Origin of the sequence: Sebaldella sp. S0638, assembly GCF_024158605.1 — a bacterium.
In the GTDB taxonomy this organism is placed as follows: domain Bacteria; phylum Fusobacteriota; class Fusobacteriia; order Fusobacteriales; family Leptotrichiaceae; genus Sebaldella.
On sequence record NZ_JAMZGM010000018.1, the window covers coordinates 1 to 16,444 of the forward strand.

Annotated in this window: 17 protein-coding genes and 1 riboswitch; of the genes, 9 read left to right on the forward strand and 8 right to left on the reverse strand. The window is 34.4% G+C overall.

Annotated features, from left to right (window positions below):
- Window positions 1-61: 61 nt before the first annotated feature.
- Window positions 62-280, reverse strand: coding sequence for a hypothetical protein (locus NK213_RS07155; protein WP_253348221.1), 219 nt, complete (start codon window positions 278-280; stop codon window positions 62-64).
- Between the two features lie 521 nt (window positions 281-801).
- Here NK213_RS07155 and NK213_RS07160 point away from each other — a divergent pair.
- Entirely contained in the window at window positions 802-1,311 is a 510-nt protein-coding gene (locus tag NK213_RS07160) for a GNAT family N-acetyltransferase (RefSeq protein WP_253348222.1), read from the forward strand.
- Between the two features lie 61 nt (window positions 1,312-1,372).
- Here the strand turns inward: NK213_RS07160 and NK213_RS07165 are convergent, their stop codons facing one another.
- The 5 genes from NK213_RS07165 to NK213_RS07185 all read right to left on the reverse strand — a co-directional run bounded on the left by NK213_RS07165 (window position 1,373) and on the right by NK213_RS07185 (window position 7,181).
- Complete coding sequence (locus tag NK213_RS07165) at window positions 1,373-2,548, reverse strand: sodium:proton antiporter (protein ID WP_253348223.1); 1,176 nt, start codon at window positions 2,546-2,548, stop codon at window positions 1,373-1,375.
- Window positions 2,549-2,591: 43 nt separating this feature from the next.
- Window positions 2,592-2,668: riboswitch (Fluoride riboswitch) on the reverse strand.
- A gap of 68 nt (window positions 2,669-2,736) precedes the next feature.
- Window positions 2,737-3,531, reverse strand: a complete 795-nt coding sequence (locus NK213_RS07170) for a hypothetical protein (RefSeq protein ID WP_253348224.1) — start codon at window positions 3,529-3,531, stop codon at window positions 2,737-2,739.
- A 100-nt stretch (window positions 3,532-3,631) separates the two neighbouring features.
- Window positions 3,632-4,171, reverse strand: a complete 540-nt coding sequence (locus NK213_RS07175; RefSeq protein ID WP_253348225.1) for a hypothetical protein — start codon at window positions 4,169-4,171, stop codon at window positions 3,632-3,634.
- A gap of 239 nt (window positions 4,172-4,410) precedes the next feature.
- Window positions 4,411-5,748: a PTS sugar transporter subunit IIC gene (locus NK213_RS07180; RefSeq protein WP_253348226.1), complete on the reverse strand. Its 1,338-nt coding sequence runs from the start codon at window positions 5,746-5,748 to the stop codon at window positions 4,411-4,413.
- A gap of 20 nt (window positions 5,749-5,768) precedes the next feature.
- Window positions 5,769-7,181, reverse strand: a complete 1,413-nt coding sequence (locus NK213_RS07185) for a glycoside hydrolase family 1 protein (RefSeq protein WP_253348227.1) — start codon at window positions 7,179-7,181, stop codon at window positions 5,769-5,771.
- A 133-nt stretch (window positions 7,182-7,314) separates the two neighbouring features.
- Here NK213_RS07185 and NK213_RS07190 point away from each other — a divergent pair, with 133 nt between their 5' ends.
- Complete coding sequence (locus NK213_RS07190) at window positions 7,315-8,028, forward strand: GntR family transcriptional regulator (protein ID WP_253348228.1); 714 nt, start codon at window positions 7,315-7,317, stop codon at window positions 8,026-8,028.
- 341 nt (window positions 8,029-8,369) lie between these two features.
- Here the strand turns inward: NK213_RS07190 and NK213_RS07195 are convergent, their stop codons facing one another.
- Both NK213_RS07195 and NK213_RS07200 read right to left on the reverse strand, forming a co-directional pair.
- A complete protein-coding gene (locus NK213_RS07195; protein ID WP_253348229.1) occupies window positions 8,370-9,731 on the reverse strand; it encodes a DUF1214 domain-containing protein in 1,362 nt (453 codons plus the stop codon).
- 430 nt (window positions 9,732-10,161) lie between these two features.
- Window positions 10,162-10,911, reverse strand: a complete 750-nt coding sequence (locus NK213_RS07200; protein ID WP_253348230.1) for a GntR family transcriptional regulator — start codon at window positions 10,909-10,911, stop codon at window positions 10,162-10,164.
- A gap of 227 nt (window positions 10,912-11,138) precedes the next feature.
- Here NK213_RS07200 and NK213_RS07205 point away from each other — a divergent pair, with 227 nt between their 5' ends.
- The 7 genes from NK213_RS07205 to dhaL all read left to right on the forward strand — a co-directional run bounded on the left by NK213_RS07205 (window position 11,139) and on the right by dhaL (window position 16,436).
- Window positions 11,139-11,942: an SDR family oxidoreductase gene (locus NK213_RS07205; RefSeq protein WP_253348231.1), complete on the forward strand. Its 804-nt coding sequence runs from the start codon at window positions 11,139-11,141 to the stop codon at window positions 11,940-11,942.
- A 27-nt stretch (window positions 11,943-11,969) separates the two neighbouring features.
- Window positions 11,970-12,401: a PTS sugar transporter subunit IIA gene (locus NK213_RS07210; protein WP_253348232.1), complete on the forward strand. Its 432-nt coding sequence runs from the start codon at window positions 11,970-11,972 to the stop codon at window positions 12,399-12,401.
- Complete coding sequence (locus NK213_RS07215; RefSeq protein WP_253348233.1) at window positions 12,398-12,892, forward strand: PTS sugar transporter subunit IIB; 495 nt, start codon at window positions 12,398-12,400, stop codon at window positions 12,890-12,892. Before NK213_RS07210 ends, NK213_RS07215 begins: the two co-directional genes overlap by 4 nt.
- Window position 12,893: 1 nt before the next feature.
- Window positions 12,894-13,634, forward strand: a complete 741-nt coding sequence (locus NK213_RS07220) for a PTS sugar transporter subunit IIC (RefSeq protein WP_253348234.1) — start codon at window positions 12,894-12,896, stop codon at window positions 13,632-13,634.
- 2 nt (window positions 13,635-13,636) lie between these two features.
- A complete protein-coding gene (locus NK213_RS07225; protein WP_253348235.1) occupies window positions 13,637-14,464 on the forward strand; it encodes a PTS system mannose/fructose/sorbose family transporter subunit IID in 828 nt (275 codons plus the stop codon).
- Between the two features lie 137 nt (window positions 14,465-14,601).
- Entirely contained in the window at window positions 14,602-15,795 is a 1,194-nt protein-coding gene (locus tag NK213_RS07230) for a mannitol dehydrogenase (protein WP_253348236.1), read from the forward strand.
- Window positions 15,792-16,436, forward strand: coding sequence for a dihydroxyacetone kinase subunit DhaL (dhaL, locus tag NK213_RS07235; RefSeq protein WP_253348237.1), 645 nt, complete (start codon window positions 15,792-15,794; stop codon window positions 16,434-16,436). Before NK213_RS07230 ends, dhaL begins: the two co-directional genes overlap by 4 nt.
- Window positions 16,437-16,444: the final 8 nt, after the last annotated feature.

Below are 16,444 nucleotides of genomic sequence, written 5' to 3' on the forward strand. Positions count from 1 at the left end.
ATTTCGGACACCTGCCTTCTCTCAATTAGTTTACACAATCAAGATTTTTGTGTCCACTTTTTCATACTAACACCATACTATTACTGTTTATCAAATCATTCTTTATCTCAATGCTGCCCGGATTACTATATGCCAAAAATAATATATTATCCGCTGCATTCAGCATCATGAAGATAAAAAATAACACTCCTAAAAATTTACAAGTAAAATTAAAGTTTTCATTTCCTGTATAAGCTGTAAATAAACTAAATAAAATTCCTGATATTAATAACACTTCCATATTTATTCCTTCCCTTTTATTTGCTTAAATATCCATTTTTTTTAATTACCAGTCTCCAAATACTTACACATGAAATTTATCAGCATATGAATTATTTTTCTTAATGATAACAATATATTAAATAATAAAATAATAACCATTATATTAAATAACAACATCCATAAATTAATATAATTCATTTTATACTGTATAAAATACTGTTCAAATTTCCATGCTAAACTAAGTATAATACTGAATTGTGCCATTGACAGCATAATCTTTACTGGTAATTTATAATATTGATGTATATTTTTTTTATTATCCAATCTTCTCCCTTTCATTGCTTTTTTAAAATTTATTATTTTTAGATTTATTTTATATAATATCATTATATATATATTTTTGTGAAGTATATTAAAGTAAAATATATTGCTGAATATTTTTATTTAAGTATACAAACTACCCTCTCATTGACTAAAAAATATATTTTTAATATAATAAACTTACTATTGAAAAATAATCTTTTTATGGCGGTGATATAAATGAACATTATGATCAAAAAAGCACAGAACCCTGAACATTACAAAATTATAGAAATACTTGCAGATGAAATCTGGAATGAGTGCTATATTTCCATTATCAGCAAAGAACAAATCGAATACATGCTGAAAAATTTTCAGTCGGAAAACATTATAAAAGAACAGTCAGAAAGCGGCTATCTTTATTTTTTTGCAGAATATAACGGTAAATATGCAGGTTACTGCTGTATAGTACCTGAAAATGACGGGATTTTCCTAAGTAAATTTTATATGAAAAAAGAATTTCGAGGCAAGGGAATAGCCAAACAGCTTTTTAACCATGCACTAAAACCTTTTCTGGCTCAAAAGCCACTTCGTATACATCTTACTGTTAACAAGCATAATGCAGACTCAATTGCTGTTTACAAAAAAATGGGATTTGAAGTCTTTAATGAGTGTATAAATGATATTGGAAACGGCTTCGTAATGGATGACTTTGAAATGGAATGTTTTTTACAGCCGGATAATTTATAAAAATAAAAACTGTCTGAAAATAGAAGAAGAAATCTTGTATTTCAGACAGTTTTTCAGTAATTTATTCCAAAAGATTTTTATATGATAATTTCATAAGAACAGCCCCGGCCGGTGCAGTAATTATAATTGACAGTACTGCTATGGCAAGTATAACATCTCCGGAAGCCACTCCCGCTGCAAGAGGTATTCCCCCTATTGCGGCCTGTACTGTTGCCTTGGGTATATAAGCCAGAATACAAAATAACCTTTCTTTCATATTCAGATTACTCCCGATTGTAGCTATATATCCGCCTATACTTCTCCCTGCAAGTCCCGCCAGAATTATCACAATCCCGGTCATACCAGCATCTATCGCCACATGAACATTTACTTGAGCTCCTACCAAAACAAAAAGCAGTATTTCCGCAAAAACCCATATTTTATTAAATTTCCCGGATAAACGTCCAGCCACAGCAGGAAGTTTTTCCAGTATAATAAATCCTATTGTCATCACACCTATAAGTGAAGCAATCTCTATTTTATCCTGAAGAAAATTTTCCATACCTTTAAGAAAAATTGAGATCGATAATATAATCAACACTTTTTTTGTATCTCTTATATGAAATTTTTTAAAAACTCTGACCAGAATAATTCCAGTTATTATCCCTACAGCTGTTCCCAAAATTATAGACAGCGGAATTCCCAAAACCTGTAAAAAAGGATTAGCACTGCTTCCTCCGTAAAGACCCAGAAATACAGTAAATAATGTTATTGCAAAGACATCATCAGCTGAAGCTCCTGCGAGTATAATTGTAGGAATTCCTTTTTCAGTACCTATTTTATTCTCAGTAAGAAATATCATAAACGGCACCACTACAGCCGGTGATACAGCTGCAATTATAAATCCCAGCATTCCTCCTTCTATAAATGAGAATCCTAATAATTTCATCGAAACAAACGCAACGGTAAAACCTTCGATAAGTCCCGGAATACAAGTAAATTTCAATGCGATTGTCCCTACTTTTTTTAGCTCGCTTCTGCTGATTCCTAATCCTGCTCGTAATAAAATTATTATAAGGGCTATTGTTCTCAAATCTCCTGATATTTCAATAAGATTTTTATCCAAAAAATTAAATCCGTAAGGCCCTGCTGCTACTCCCAGAATAATCATCCCCAGAAAACCCGGTAATTTTAATTTTGTAAATATATAATTCAGCAGTAATCCCGCTAAAACTATAAATGCCATACTAAGTGCCATAATAAATTCCTCCTGTAAAAAAAATAATAGCTTCCACAACAAAAATATTGCAGAAGCTATTAACATGAAAAACATGTGGTTTTGGCATACGCCATGGAGAGCTCCATCTCCGCTATTTAATTTAATATACCATATTTATATTTAAAATACAAATAAATTTTATTAATCCCATATCTGCTGTTAAAAAATCAGGTCTTTTCCTTATACATAATCGGTATAAATTTCGCTGCAAATTTATATTTATCCCGATTTTTAATGTAAAGAAGCCCGAATATGGAAAAAACAAATGCTCCTACAAAATTTACAATCAGGTCTTTCATTGTATCAATAAGCCCTATATCCAGATAACCGCCTTCAATCACTGTTTTATCAAGGTTATTTTCATCATTGCCTGAATATATCTCTGTGTATTTAATATTTTTGATTACTACAGGTATATTCTTCCCTTCCGGCTGTAATTCAACAGTGGAAATAATCTGTACTATACGGTCTTTCTGCATATCAGTCCTTAGGTAACGGTCAGCAGAAAACTCGAAAAATTCCCACAGGACACCTATTGTCATAGAAAAACAAAATGCAACGAGGGCCACGAAAAGCGGTGACATCTTTATATAGAATTCCTCACTCCTGTTTAGTATATCAATAAGCGAAAATCCTATTGCCGCACACAAAAATCCGTTAATTGTGTGAAGCATAGTATCCCAGTACGGAAATATCCCGTAAAAATTATGTATCTCTCCGAGTATTTCAGCTGAAAATATAAACAATACCACTATACTCTCCAATAATGTGGGAAACTGAACCATCAGCCTCTTTTTTATCATACTTGGTATCAAAAAAAGTATCAAAGTCAGCACACACATAAATACGCTGTGCCAGTCCTGTATAAATATCTCTCTTATCATTGTTGCCACTACAATTATTCTGAGCACTATATATATTGTCAGCTTAGTCTTTTTCTTGTTCGCCGGTTTCTTTTTCATATTTATCACTACCCCGTTTCAGTTGTTTTTTATAAAATAACCGAAAAAATAATCCAATAAGCTTAAAACATTATGATTTTCTATTTTTTCTCTGGAAAAATTACTGCAAAGTTCTGTTATTATAGCTGAGGACAGCTGTAAAAGAAGCCAGTTCATAATATTTATCATCTATTCTCACTTCTACAAGGGGAAGATCAGTTCTCACCTGATAATTCGGCTCTATAAGAGTCTTATTGCCTTTATGATAACACGCTAGTATCTTTCCTTTATTCCCGCTGATTGCGCCTTCTACTGTCAGTCTCAGTCCCATTTCCCCTATCCACATGCTTTGCTCTCTTTTACATCTTGTTATTTTCTTGTTCGCTGTGAGTTCTTCCTTTATCTCAGCCAAAATCTCCCTGTATTTTTCTTCGGGATTATCAATTACAGTATTACTTTTATTTTCTAAAACAGATATTTTTTTGTCCAGACCTACTTCTAAAATATATTCCGGATTCAGACTCTCTCCGGCTACGATAAGCCTTGTTCCGGGAACATATGCTATGATTTCTGCTGTGTCCCCCACCGCATCTGTTCCTGCTGCTCTGCGCCCGCACGATAAAAGCAGTAAAAATACAAATAAAAAATATATTTTCTTCATATACATTTTCCTTTCTATGATTTATCAGATCTTTTGCACACTATTCTGCCAAAAGCTGCTCTATTTATCAAAACTTTTATTTATTATACAACATAAGCCTGTATTTTATCTAATATACAGTAAACACAAATAATAAAAAACGGTCTGTCTCCCTGTAAAAAACAAAGTACACAGACCGATATCCCAAATTCCGGATATTACATATTAAAAAAATTATTTTCTATTCTTATTTTAAAATTTTACTCTTTTACATCAGAAGTATTCTCTATATCTGCTTTTGACATACGCTCATCCATTTTCAAAAAAGGAAGGTATATAAATATTGTAACTATAATAATTATCAGATGTAATACTGCCGCACGCCAGTCTCCCCCTGTGGCAAGAAACGCCGAAATAACCGGAGGTGTTGTCCATGGAATCTGTACTACCACGTGATTTATAAGCCCTATTGACGTGGCAAAATATGCAACAACCAGAGAAAACACCGGTACTATTACAAATGGTACTATAAGAAACGGGTTAAAAACTATAGGCAGACCGAAAATCACCGGTTCGTTTATATTGAACAATCCAGGCATAAATGACATTTTAGCCACATCTTTATAGTCTTTTCTTCTTCCAAATATAAAAATCGCTATAAGAAGAGCTATTGTATTTCCTGAACCTCCTGTAATACCAAAAACATCTTTAAATGCAGAAGTTATTATGTGAGGTATCGGCTGATGATTCGCATATGCAAGCATATTTTCCTGCATATTCTGCAGCAGGAACGGATCCAGCAAAGGATTGGAAATAACAGCCTGATGAATACCAAATCCAAAAAACAGATTCCCCAGACACATTAAAAATAAAAATCCAAAAAGACTTGTAGTAACATGACTCAAAGGTTTTGTAATAATCATGGAAATAAGCTGGTTAAAATCAACTTTGAACAGAAGATTCAGCAAAAACGAAATTATTGCAAAAACAATTACATTTATCATAATCGGAATCAGTACATTAAATGATTTTATTACTGCCGGCGGTATATCTCCCGCTATATTTATCTGAAGTCTTTTATTTGCAGACAGCTTTATAAATATATCAGTAGCAAGAAGCCCTACTATGATTCCTACGAACATACCCGTAGCATTGGTATAATTCACAGGAATAACACCGTTTACCACGAAACTTTCATTTAGCCCTTCTGGTTTAAATGTACTCATAAAAGGTGTCACGACAAAAAGTGTGGATAAACTTACTAATACCGATGCAAGTACATTATTAAAATTTCTGTTCTGACTGAGATGATATGAAACTGATGCAGTTACAATAATAGTTATTACACCGAGTGTCCCGTTGGAAACCGAACTTCCTATTTCCTGAAGCCTTGTAAGAATTTTCGGGTCTATTATTTTCCCCATAAATCCTGATGGTTCCAAAATAACATAATTAATAAATATCACAAAACCTGCCAGAATCATAAAAGGCATAATAGATGCAAAGCCGTCTCTCAGTGATCTCAGATGAATCTGTCCGCCCAGTTTTACAGCTACCATTCCAAAATAATCAGATATACTTTTTTTATCTTTTTTCATATTTATCCTCCGAATTTTTATTATACTAATTTGTCAGTATCATATAGAAAGCCGTTTTCTTCTGTCATCTTTTTAAAAAATTCCCCGCTCTTTTTTATTGTTCTTTTTTGTGTGGCAAGATCCAGCGAAACAAGCCCGTATCTGTTTTTATATGCATTTATCCATGACCAGCAGTCTATGAATGTCCACAGATGATATCCTTTTATGTTGCATCCTTCATTTACAGCTTTATAGAGATAAGCCAGATGGTCTTTTATGTAATTTATTCTGTATTCATCTATGATCTGTCCGTTTTCTCCGAGAAATCTTTCCTCATCTGCCACGCCCATACCGTTTTCAGAAATAAATGACTCTATATTATCATAGTTTTCCTTTATATCTATGCATAAATCATAAATTCCCTTTTCATATATTTCCCATCCGCGGTATATATTCATTCTTTTTCCAGGCATATTATGAAGTTCAAAAAACCATTCAGGAAGAAAAGGACTGTTTTTATTAACAGCAGTTAACCTTGCCTTCACTCTTCTCGGCTCATAATAATTAAGCCCTAGTATCTGAGCTGTATTTTCTGATATTATTTTCAAATCTTCCTCTGTATAATCAGGCATTTGATCATATTCTTTCAGAATAGACACCAGCTTTTTATTAAAAGTCCCTTTTACCATAGGATCAAGAAAACTTCTTGTGTAAAAAGCATCTGCAATTTCCGCCGCTTCCAAATCCCATTTATTGCTGCTTCTCGGATAAGTAGGGCTAAGATTCAAAATAACTCCTATTTTTGACTTCAGGTTTAGTTTCTTAAATTCCTTTATTGCTTTTGCATGTGCCAGTATTGTATAAAAAGCCGCCTGTGCTCCTTCTTTAAAATCTATAAGATTCGGATAATGAAAATCCTCAAGATATGTTCCTAATATCGGCCCGAGCGGTTCATTAGATGTAAACCAGTGATAACCAAGATCGCCAAATTCCTTAAAGCATGAAACTGCATAATTAACATATGCCTCCACTGTTTCACGTGATGCCCAGCCTCCAAGCTCCTGTAATTCCATGGGCATATCAAAGTGATATAAATTTATAAAAGGTTTTATATCATTTTTTATCATTTCACCCATAAGATCCCTGTAAAAATCAACGGCTTTTCTGTTTATTTCACCTCTGCCGCCGTTAGGGAACAAACGTGCCCACGATAGAGAAAGCCTGAAAGAATTATGTCCTGTTTCTTTCATGAGTTTTATGTCATCTTTATAACGGTTAAAATGGTCAGTGGTTACCTCCGGCCCCACTCTGTCATAAAATCTGTTGGGTTCTTCACTAAACCATCGTTTCCATATAGTTTCCGCTTTCCCTGTAGCCCCTGTTCCTTCTGACTGTTCTGCAGACCATGCCGATCCCCACCAAAAGCCTTCGGGAAATATCAGCTTCTTTTCCATAAATACCTCCTGTCTCATAATTATAAAAATTATAACACTCAATTTTTAAAAAAGCAATACTTTTAACAAAAAGTATATACTTTTTGTTTTATTTTATTTTATATGTTATAATTCACTATCAAAGGAGGATTTTATGGAACCAAAAATAAAATATATGTATATATATAATGACGTAAAAAATAAAATAAATAATAATAAATATAAAATTGATACAAAACTTCCCACTGAGACAGAACTTGCCGAAATCTATAACTGCAGCAAGCTCACCGTAAAAAAAGCTCTCGGTCTTCTTGAAAGTGAGGGAATGCTTATAAGAAGAAGGGGTTCAGGTACTTATGTGAAAAGGCATTCTATTCTGAATAATGAATTCATTATAGAACCTACATCAAACCTTACTGACAAATACGGCGAAAAAAACGTGGAGTCCAAAATAGTAAAATTTCTTATAGAAAAACCGACGGAAAAAATTGCAGAGATTTTGAATATTGAAGATGACTATATTTACCATATAGAAAGAATAAGATATATAAATAAACAGCCTTATTCAATAGAATATACCTATATGCCCCTTTCGCTGATAAAGGGTCTTGAACCAAAGCATCTGGAACATTCTATTTATAATTATATACAGGATGTACTAAAACTAAAGATAAAAACAGGGCATATTTTTATCAGGGGAAAAGAATTTACCAAAGAAGAAAAAAAACTTCTGAATATAAAAAATGAAAAATTCAGTATCGAACTGGAAAAAAAAGTTTATCTTGATGACGGAAGTATTTTTGAATATTCAGCTACAAAGCATCTTTACGAGCATTTTGTCTTTGAGACTATATTTGTTAATAATTAATAAAATAAAAAGCTGTATTCTGAATTAGAGTGTACAGAGGAATTATCCTTTGATCTTTATTCACTGAGTAATACAGCTTTTTTTATTTGTCAAAATATGTTTTAACTGACGGAAAAAAATATAATATAATAATTGATACCATCAGACCTGTATGTACTCTGTTAAAGCAATATTTTTTTGTTAATATTACAGCAGTACCTATAATACATATCATTGCTGCTATCAATTATTTTACCATCTTTAGAATCATTTTATAATAGTTTTTTTCATTTTCATATATAAATAAAAAAACGGTTTCCCCTTGTGGAAATGGAATCCGTTTTTTATACTTATCTCATAATTTAACTATTCACTTTTTGTATCACAGGAGGAAACCAAGTCCCGTTCTTTACCGGCTCTTTTGGAACATACAAACGAAAGTTCAGTATAAATTCCCGTCCTTTTTCTGTTGGAATCCAGTTCTTCTGAAAAGCACCTTTAGGAAGTTCCGGACCAATCCAGACAGTTAATGAACCATCTTTGTTTTTCTGCACTCCTGTTATATTATTTAAACCGTATTTATTCAAGGCATTTTTAGCTACATGATAATCCGGTTTATTATAAAGTGTTATTGACCAAAATGCTTCAGCCATTGAATCCGGCAATGATTCTTTTGGAAATACTATTTTATACGTATTGTTTCCGTTTAGCAGCTGACCTGTATCCACATCTTTCATCCCGCCGAAATAAATTACTTCATTTGTTGTATTTCCCCAAGTTCCGGCATAATTCACTATATCACGAAGGATAATATCATTTCCAAACTCACCTGCTCCATAAGTAACAACCCATCCGTTTTTCTCCACTCCAAAACCATTTGTTTTTTCTATAAATTTAGGAATTGCCTTTGTTTCCAAAATGTTATCAATATATTTTTTATTTTCGGCAGAAGCTTTCATATAATCTGCTACTTTCTTAACTGTCTTCTGATATTCAGATGCTTTAGGCATAGAATCCGGATATGATTTCAGCACCTCATCTGTTTTTGAGAATATTTCAGAACCTATCAGCTTTGAATTAGTAAAGTCGGGTATACTAACCACAGGAGCTATTTTTATATTTGCCGGTACTTCTAAAGTAAACATTTTCTGTAATCTTACAGCTTCATCAGGCGTCCCTTTTAATTCTATACGCGCAAGCATTTTCACCTTGTTAAACGGAACCTCTATTTTCAAAGCATCTTTTGGAACATTTTTAGGATTCGTCCCTTTTAATACAATGGCGAGTTTCCCGTACGGATGATCAGGCGATGTTCTGTCGTTTATATTTGTCAGCACTTCACCCCACCCGTCTAAAAACTGTACTGTATAATAACGGTCTTTTATTTCAGGTACATTTAAGATAACAGCATTATCTTTATCAACAGCTATCCATGACTCCATATACACCACATCCAGATTAGGATTGGCAAATTCCGATGACCCCGGTGAATTATATTTTATTTTATTATAACCTAATTTTTCCACATTTACATCTTGGTTTTCCTGCCTTATTAATAAATATCTTCCCAGCATGTACAGATAACTGTCAGTTATCTCATCCTCAGTGGGTTTAGCTGCGGCAAAACTTGGAATTACAAGTAAAAAAAGCATTCCCAGTGTAAAAATTTTTAAAATATTTTTTTTGATAAATCTTATCTGACTGCTAGAATCATTAATTTCCATAAATATTCTCCTTAAATAAAGTTATTTTATTCAGTTTCATTTTCATACACAAACATATAATTATTTATAGCAAAATCATTTATTATTGTCAATTTATTTTATTAATTTTATTTTTAATAGAGATCTGTTTGATCAATAGTTATATGATGAGAATATCTGATTATAAAATCCACATATTATTTTTGACATGTGTAAACTAAACTGCTGAAATAAAGACCGGATTCTGCTTTAGAGAAAATCCGGTCTTTAAAATTATTGTTATTCAAAATGATATCTTTACTGAATTTTTCGCCAAAATTACCGTAAAACAAAAAGAAAACGATCATTTTTGTTTATTACCCAAATTTTATGTAAATTTTTGTAAAACAAACATCGTTCCTCGATTTATTTTTTCTTTTAACCTGTTTAATATCAAATAGCAAAAGTCATACTATCTGTTCTTTTTTCTGCTTAATGATATCTTAAATTTTGAAATAAGACCCCGGTCTTTTGAAACAGAATACTCCACGGGATTATAATTTGCATCAAATGTTACTGTTTTGACAAGCTGGATGGCAGTTTCCGGAATAATTTCCAGTGCTTTGGAATCCTCTTTAGTGGCATTTATTGCCGCGAAAGTTTTTTCCGCATAATTTACCTTTACGTTATAATATTTATACAATACATCAAATAATGAATTACTGGAGAAATCAAATTTTTCCAGACCTGCCGCAAGACTCTTCGGAATATATGTCATAACCAGCTCCAAAGGAGATTCGTCTATATATCTCAGCCTTTCCAGCTTATAAAATTCTTTCTCGTTTTCTCCGAAAATATCTGCTAATTCATCATTGGATTTCACTATACTAAAGTCTATCAGCTTTGTTCTGCTGACCATACCCTTTCTTTGAGCTTCCTCGTCAAAACTTCTGAGCTCTGACAGATCCCAGTAGTCAGTCTTAGGCTTTGCTATAAGTGTTCCTACTCCGCGCTTTCTCGCCAGATAATTTTCCTGTACCAGTATTTCTATAGCTTGTCTTATTGTGGTTCTGCTCACGTTATACTCTTCCATCAGCTTAAATTCCGAAGGAAGATAATCACCCTCACATAAAATTCCCGAATTTATCTTCTCTTTCATATCATCCTTTACCTGTGCGTACAACGGAATATGACTTAATTTATCAATTCTAGGCTTATCCATTCGCTAATATTTCCTTTCGTAACATTTATTACTTACTTTCTTTCCCAATAGTGTAACAGGTATTTTCAAATAAATCAAGATATCGCATTTAACTTCTTTATTTAATCACTTTAGACATAAATCAAAGTTTTTCGTTGACATATATGAAAAATTATGCTAGCATAACATCAAAGACAGTATGACGTCATGACGTCATTATGTGTAAAATTTTAAGGAGGTATATTTTTATGAGTAACACATGGCTGGATATGACTGGAAAAGTTATTATTGTCACTGGAGGAAGCATGGGAATCGGCCTGCATATAGTCGAAGATCTTCTTTCTGCCGGGGCAACAGTCGTAATTGCAGATAAGAGCAAAAATGATGAGCTTGCATCAAAAGAAAATGTTTTTCATTTTACATGTGATATTTCTAAAAAAATAGAAGTAGATTCTTTGATGGAGGAAACAGTAAAGAAATTTGGAAAAATTGACGGATTAGTAAACAATGCCGCTGTCCACGGCCCGCGACTCCTTGTAGATTATTACAATAATGACCCTGAACGCGAAGCAAGCGAGAAAGATTTCGATTTTATGGTGAGTGTTAATCTGAAAGGAGCTTTTTTTTGCTCACAGGCAGCTGCCCGTATTATGATTAGACAAAAGAGCGGAGTTATCGTAAACATAAGTTCTGAAGCCGGCAATGAAGGGTCTCTGGGACAAAGTATCTACTCAGCTACCAAAGGGGCTCTTAATGCATTTACTCTTTCATGGGCAAAGGAACTGGGAAGATTTAATATCAGAGTTATAGGCGTGGCACCGGGAATTAATGAGCCTACACCTATGGGTAATGCTGAGCATGTCGCGGAATTCGCATATGCACGCGGTGTAAAACCTTCTGATGTTTCTCCTGATTATGCTAAAACCCTTCCACTGGGAAGAGTGGGAAAACTGGATGAAATCGCTGATCTGGTGACATATCTTTTATCAGAGCGTTCATCATATATAACTGGTACAATTGTCAATGTTACAGGCGGAAAATCAAGAGGATAGTTGTTTTATTAAGATTGGAGGAGATTTATGAATACTTATCCCTGGATAATTATTATGACACACGGGAACTTCGGAGCCGAATTAAAAAAGAGTGCCGAACTGGTCTTAGGTCCGCTTAAAGATGTTTACTGCCTTTCATTAAACGAAGGTGTAGACCCTATGGAACTTTCCGAAGAACTCGCCGGAATCCTTGAAAAAGCTCCGGATAACACAATCATCTTAACAGATTTATATGGCGGGACTCCGTCCAATGTTGCTGCCATATATGCAGCAAGAAAGGATTATACAGTAATCAGCGGTGTTAATTTTCCTATTCTTATCGAAGCCGAAATGAGCAGAACTCCAGAAGAATGTGAAGATTCCGACAACTGCGGTACTACAGCCGAAAGATTAATTTCTGCAGGAACCGCAGGCATATCAGATATAAGAAAAATTATGGAGGAGATGAGGAAAAAATGATAGACGGTATTAAGCTGGTTCGTGTTGATTTCAGACTCATTCACGGACAGGTAATCACAAAATGGAGCAATACTATCTCTGCTAAAGAAATAGTTGTAGTTAATGATCAGCTATCTAAAGATGAATATATGGCTGAAATATATATCATGGCTGCACCGCCCGGTATGAAAGTCCATGTTCTTTCTATAAACGATTTTGTTGCAAAGGCAAAAGAAGGCACATATGCATCTGGAAATATACTGGTTCTTTTCAAAAATATCAAAGATTCAAAAGATGTGGTAGAGCTGGGAATTCCTTTTAAACAGGTTCAGATAGGCGGACTTGGAAGCGGAAACGGAAGAACCTCTGTGGTGAAAGGTATTTCCATTGATATGGAAGATGTGGAAAATCTGGCTTTTATTCAAAATTCAGGAGCTGAAGTTTCATTTCAGGTAACTCCTGAGGAACAAAAATTATCATTAGAAAAAGCTTCTAAGAAAGTGAGGGGATAATATGTTAATAGTAAGTATTTTTACAGGAATTTATTATTGGATTATGAAAACCGACGTGGGATATGCTATTACCCATGCAATACGTCAGCCGCTGTTCTCTGCCCTTTTAATAGGACTCATCATGGGTGATGTGAAACAGGCCGTTATTATCGGAGCTGCTGTACAGATTTTATATATTGGTTTAGTGGCTGCGGGATCAAATCTCCCGGCTGATGACTGTCTCGCCGGACTTATTGCAATACCTATTGCTTTGAGATCAGGTCTTTCTCCTGAGCTGGCTATAGCTATTGCTGTTCCTGTGGGTGTAATGGGTGTTTTCGTTGACCAGCTTAGAAAAACAATTAATGTAATTTTTGTTCATATGGCTGATAAGTATGCTGAAGAGGGAAACACAAGACAAATTACTCTGTGTAATGTTTTATACCCTACTTTATTAAGCTTTTTCATGCGTTTTCCCATACCTTTTCTTGCTAACTTATACGGGGCAGATGCGGTGAAATCTTTTATGGATACAGTACCACAATGGATTATCCATGGTTTCAGCGTAGCAGGAGGACTTCTTCCGGCTCTGGGGTTTGCACTTACTATGTTTGTAATAGGAAGAAAAGAACTGCTTCCTTGGTTTTTTATAGGATATTTTATGATAAGATTCAGCGGAATGCCTGTAATAGGGGCTGCAATCTTTGGATTATGCGCTGTTCTTCTGATTACTATGTATAAAAGAAAAAGTGAGGAGGCTTAATTATGGAAAATAATGAAGAAAAAAAATTAATTACCGTGAAAGATGTAAGAAGCCACTGGCTTAGATACTATATGACATGCGAAATGGGGATTTCTTATGAACGTCTTCAGGCTGTGGGTCTTTGTTCAGCTCTGGTTCCTGTTTTGAAAAAGCTTTATCCTAATAAGGAAGATCTTTCAAAAGCTCTTCAGAGACACCTTGTATTTTATAATACAGAAGCTGTTTTTGGTTCACTTATAAACGGGATTGTAATTGCCATGGAAGAGCAGAAAGCAAATGGGGAGCCTATTGAGGATGAAACAATTACCAGTCTTAAGACAGGTCTTATGGGACCTCTTGCCGGTATTGGCGATTCTATTGACTGGGCTACCTTAAAACCGATTATTTTCGCACTTGCAGCTACTCTGTCTGCTACGGGAAATCCAATAGGATGCTTTGTCCTTCTGGCTCTGCCGGTAATTCAGATAGCTATCGGGCTGAATCTTTCAGTTTATGGTTATAAAACAGGACGTTCGTCTATCAGAGATATATTAAATTCAGGTCATATAAAAGAATTGATCCTTGGTGCAAGTACACTCGGACTATTTATGATGGGAGCTTTATCTTCTACATATGTGAAACTTACTTCTCCCCTTGTTATCAATTTCGGAAACGGAAATGAACCGTTTGTGCTGCAGAATGTAATTGACGGGATTGTACCCGGACTGCTTCCTCTTGCAGCAGTTTTAGGAATCTACTGGTGGCTGAATAATAAAAATCAGAAAATGATTATGATTATGATAGTTATACTGGCAGTTTCACTTATAGGTGCAATTACAGGACTTCTTTAAAAACAGAAACTTCTTAATATATCAATATTCCACTAAAAGACCCTGAAATACTTTTCAGATAATCTTTCAGATAACAGGGTCTTAATAATAAAGAAAGGTAATAGCAATGCCATATTGTTATTAATAAGGTTATTTTTATGAAAAAAGCAGTACATTTTGGTGCAGGAAGTATCGGGAGAGGATTTATCGGCGATCTGCTGCATGATACAGGTTATGAAATAGTTCTGGTTGATATAGATAAAAATATAGTAGAGCAAATAAATAAAACAAACTCTTATGACCTTTATATTATTGAAGAAAATTATAAAAAGAAAACAATCACTAATGTAAAAGCTGTTTTACTCACTGATACCGGAAAAATCGCTGATGAAATAACAGGAGCAGATCTGGTCACTGTTTCTGTATGGGTGGATAATCTTCCCGGAGTTGCTGTTCCGCTTTTAGAAGGGCTGAAAAAAAGATACGGTAAAAATGCTGAAAGGCTGAATGTTCTTACTTGTGAAAATGCAATTCATAACGGCTCTATTCTGAGAAATGAGGTATTAAAACTGGATGCCGCATTTACAGAGAATATGCTGGATAAAACAGCTGCATTTCCTGATACTGCTGTAGAGCGTATGGTTCTTGCCTCGGAAAGGAACGGCGTCAGAAGTGTGGATATAGGTCTGGAACATGAACTTGTTATTGAAAAAACCAAACTGGCAGATCCTGAATCAAAGCCTGTAAAAGGCGCTGTATATACTGAAAACATGGATAAATATATAGAGAGAAAACTGTTTATTATAAACGGCGGACATGCATGGGCAGGATATATGGGGCATGTATCCGGTTTTACAACTATGCAGGAAGTATTTCAAAATGAGACTTTTACTTCATCTGTAAAAGAAGTAATGCAGGAAATCGGAACTCTTATTGCTCAAAAATATAATTTTTCCACAAAAGAACTAGATGATTACATTGATTTTGTTATTAACAGATTCAAAACTCCGGGTATTACAGATTATATAAGCAGAGTTTCAAGAAATCCCATTAGAAAACTAAAAGCAGGTGAAAGACTCACAGGCCCTTGTGTACAATGTGAAGAAAGAGGTCTGAAAAACAACAGACTGATTCAGGGTATTGCAGCAGCATTTTTATATGATATGCCCGAAGATCAGCAAAGTGTGGAATTACAGGCACATATAAAAGAACACGGCATTGAAGAATCTGTGAGCTTTTATACAAGTATTCCTGCTGGTTCTGAACTTCACCAAAAAATAGTAGAAAATTACAAAATATTAAGTGAAAAAAAGAAACTCTCAGGTAATGTATCCGCGGGAGGTATCTTATGACATTTTCAAACATTGAAGGAATCAAAATAGTATACAGTGTAATCAATGCCATAAAATCCAACCGTGAATATCTCAGTGAAATTGACGGTGCTGCCGGCGATGGTGATCACGGAATAAATATGAGCAAAGGTTTTTCAATTGCTGAAGAAGAAATAAAAAGCAGAGAGTCGGCTTCGATGAGTGAAGGCTTTCTGATAATAAGCGATGTACTTGTGAGTAAAATAGGCGGTTCAATGGGTCCGTTATACGGAAATTTTTTCCGAGGTTTATATGCTGCTTCAAGAAAGTCAGAAACAATTGATAAAAATATTATGTTATCAATGCTTGAAAAGGCATGTTCGAATCTTTCCGCACTAACTGATGCAAAACCGGGGGATAAAACATTAATTGATGTTTTGGTTCCTGCTGTTCTGGCTTATAAAAAATCTGTCGAGCAGAACTGTGATTTCAAAACTTGTCTTGAAAATATGATGTCAGAAGCCGAAAAAGGACTTGAGTCTACTAAAGACATGATTGCAAAATTAGGAAGAAGCAGCAGACTCGGTGAACGTTCACGGGGACATCTGGATGCCGGTGCGGCATCATGCTGTATTATTTTACGGGCAATTACTGATACTGCTGTAGAATTACTGAATAAATAGGAGGTTGA

Bases quoted from the DNA above. Each gene is read 5' to 3' on its own strand.
- NK213_RS07155 (WP_253348221.1), bottom strand. From the start codon at position 280: ATGGAAGTGTTATTAATATCAGGAATTTTATTTAGTTTATTTACAGCT.
- NK213_RS07160 (WP_253348222.1), top strand. From the start codon at position 802: ATGAACATTATGATCAAAAAAGCACAGAACCCTGAACATTACAAAATT.
- NK213_RS07165 (WP_253348223.1), bottom strand. From the start codon at position 2,548: ATGGCACTTAGTATGGCATTTATAGTTTTAGCGGGATTACTGCTGAAT.
- NK213_RS07170 (WP_253348224.1), bottom strand. From the start codon at position 3,531: ATGAAAAAGAAACCGGCGAACAAGAAAAAGACTAAGCTGACAATATAT.
- NK213_RS07175 (WP_253348225.1), bottom strand. From the start codon at position 4,171: ATGAAGAAAATATATTTTTTATTTGTATTTTTACTGCTTTTATCGTGC.
- NK213_RS07180 (WP_253348226.1), bottom strand. From the start codon at position 5,748: ATGAAAAAAGATAAAAAAAGTATATCTGATTATTTTGGAATGGTAGCT.
- NK213_RS07185 (WP_253348227.1), bottom strand. From the start codon at position 7,181: ATGGAAAAGAAGCTGATATTTCCCGAAGGCTTTTGGTGGGGATCGGCA.
- NK213_RS07190 (WP_253348228.1), top strand. From the start codon at position 7,315: ATGGAACCAAAAATAAAATATATGTATATATATAATGACGTAAAAAAT.
- NK213_RS07195 (WP_253348229.1), bottom strand. From the start codon at position 9,731: ATGGAAATTAATGATTCTAGCAGTCAGATAAGATTTATCAAAAAAAAT.
- NK213_RS07200 (WP_253348230.1), bottom strand. From the start codon at position 10,911: ATGGATAAGCCTAGAATTGATAAATTAAGTCATATTCCGTTGTACGCA.
- NK213_RS07205 (WP_253348231.1), top strand. From the start codon at position 11,139: ATGAGTAACACATGGCTGGATATGACTGGAAAAGTTATTATTGTCACT.
- NK213_RS07210 (WP_253348232.1), top strand. From the start codon at position 11,970: ATGAATACTTATCCCTGGATAATTATTATGACACACGGGAACTTCGGA.
- NK213_RS07215 (WP_253348233.1), top strand. From the start codon at position 12,398: ATGATAGACGGTATTAAGCTGGTTCGTGTTGATTTCAGACTCATTCAC.
- NK213_RS07220 (WP_253348234.1), top strand. From the start codon at position 12,894: ATGTTAATAGTAAGTATTTTTACAGGAATTTATTATTGGATTATGAAA.
- NK213_RS07225 (WP_253348235.1), top strand. From the start codon at position 13,637: ATGGAAAATAATGAAGAAAAAAAATTAATTACCGTGAAAGATGTAAGA.
- NK213_RS07230 (WP_253348236.1), top strand. From the start codon at position 14,602: ATGAAAAAAGCAGTACATTTTGGTGCAGGAAGTATCGGGAGAGGATTT.
- dhaL (WP_253348237.1), top strand. From the start codon at position 15,792: ATGACATTTTCAAACATTGAAGGAATCAAAATAGTATACAGTGTAATC.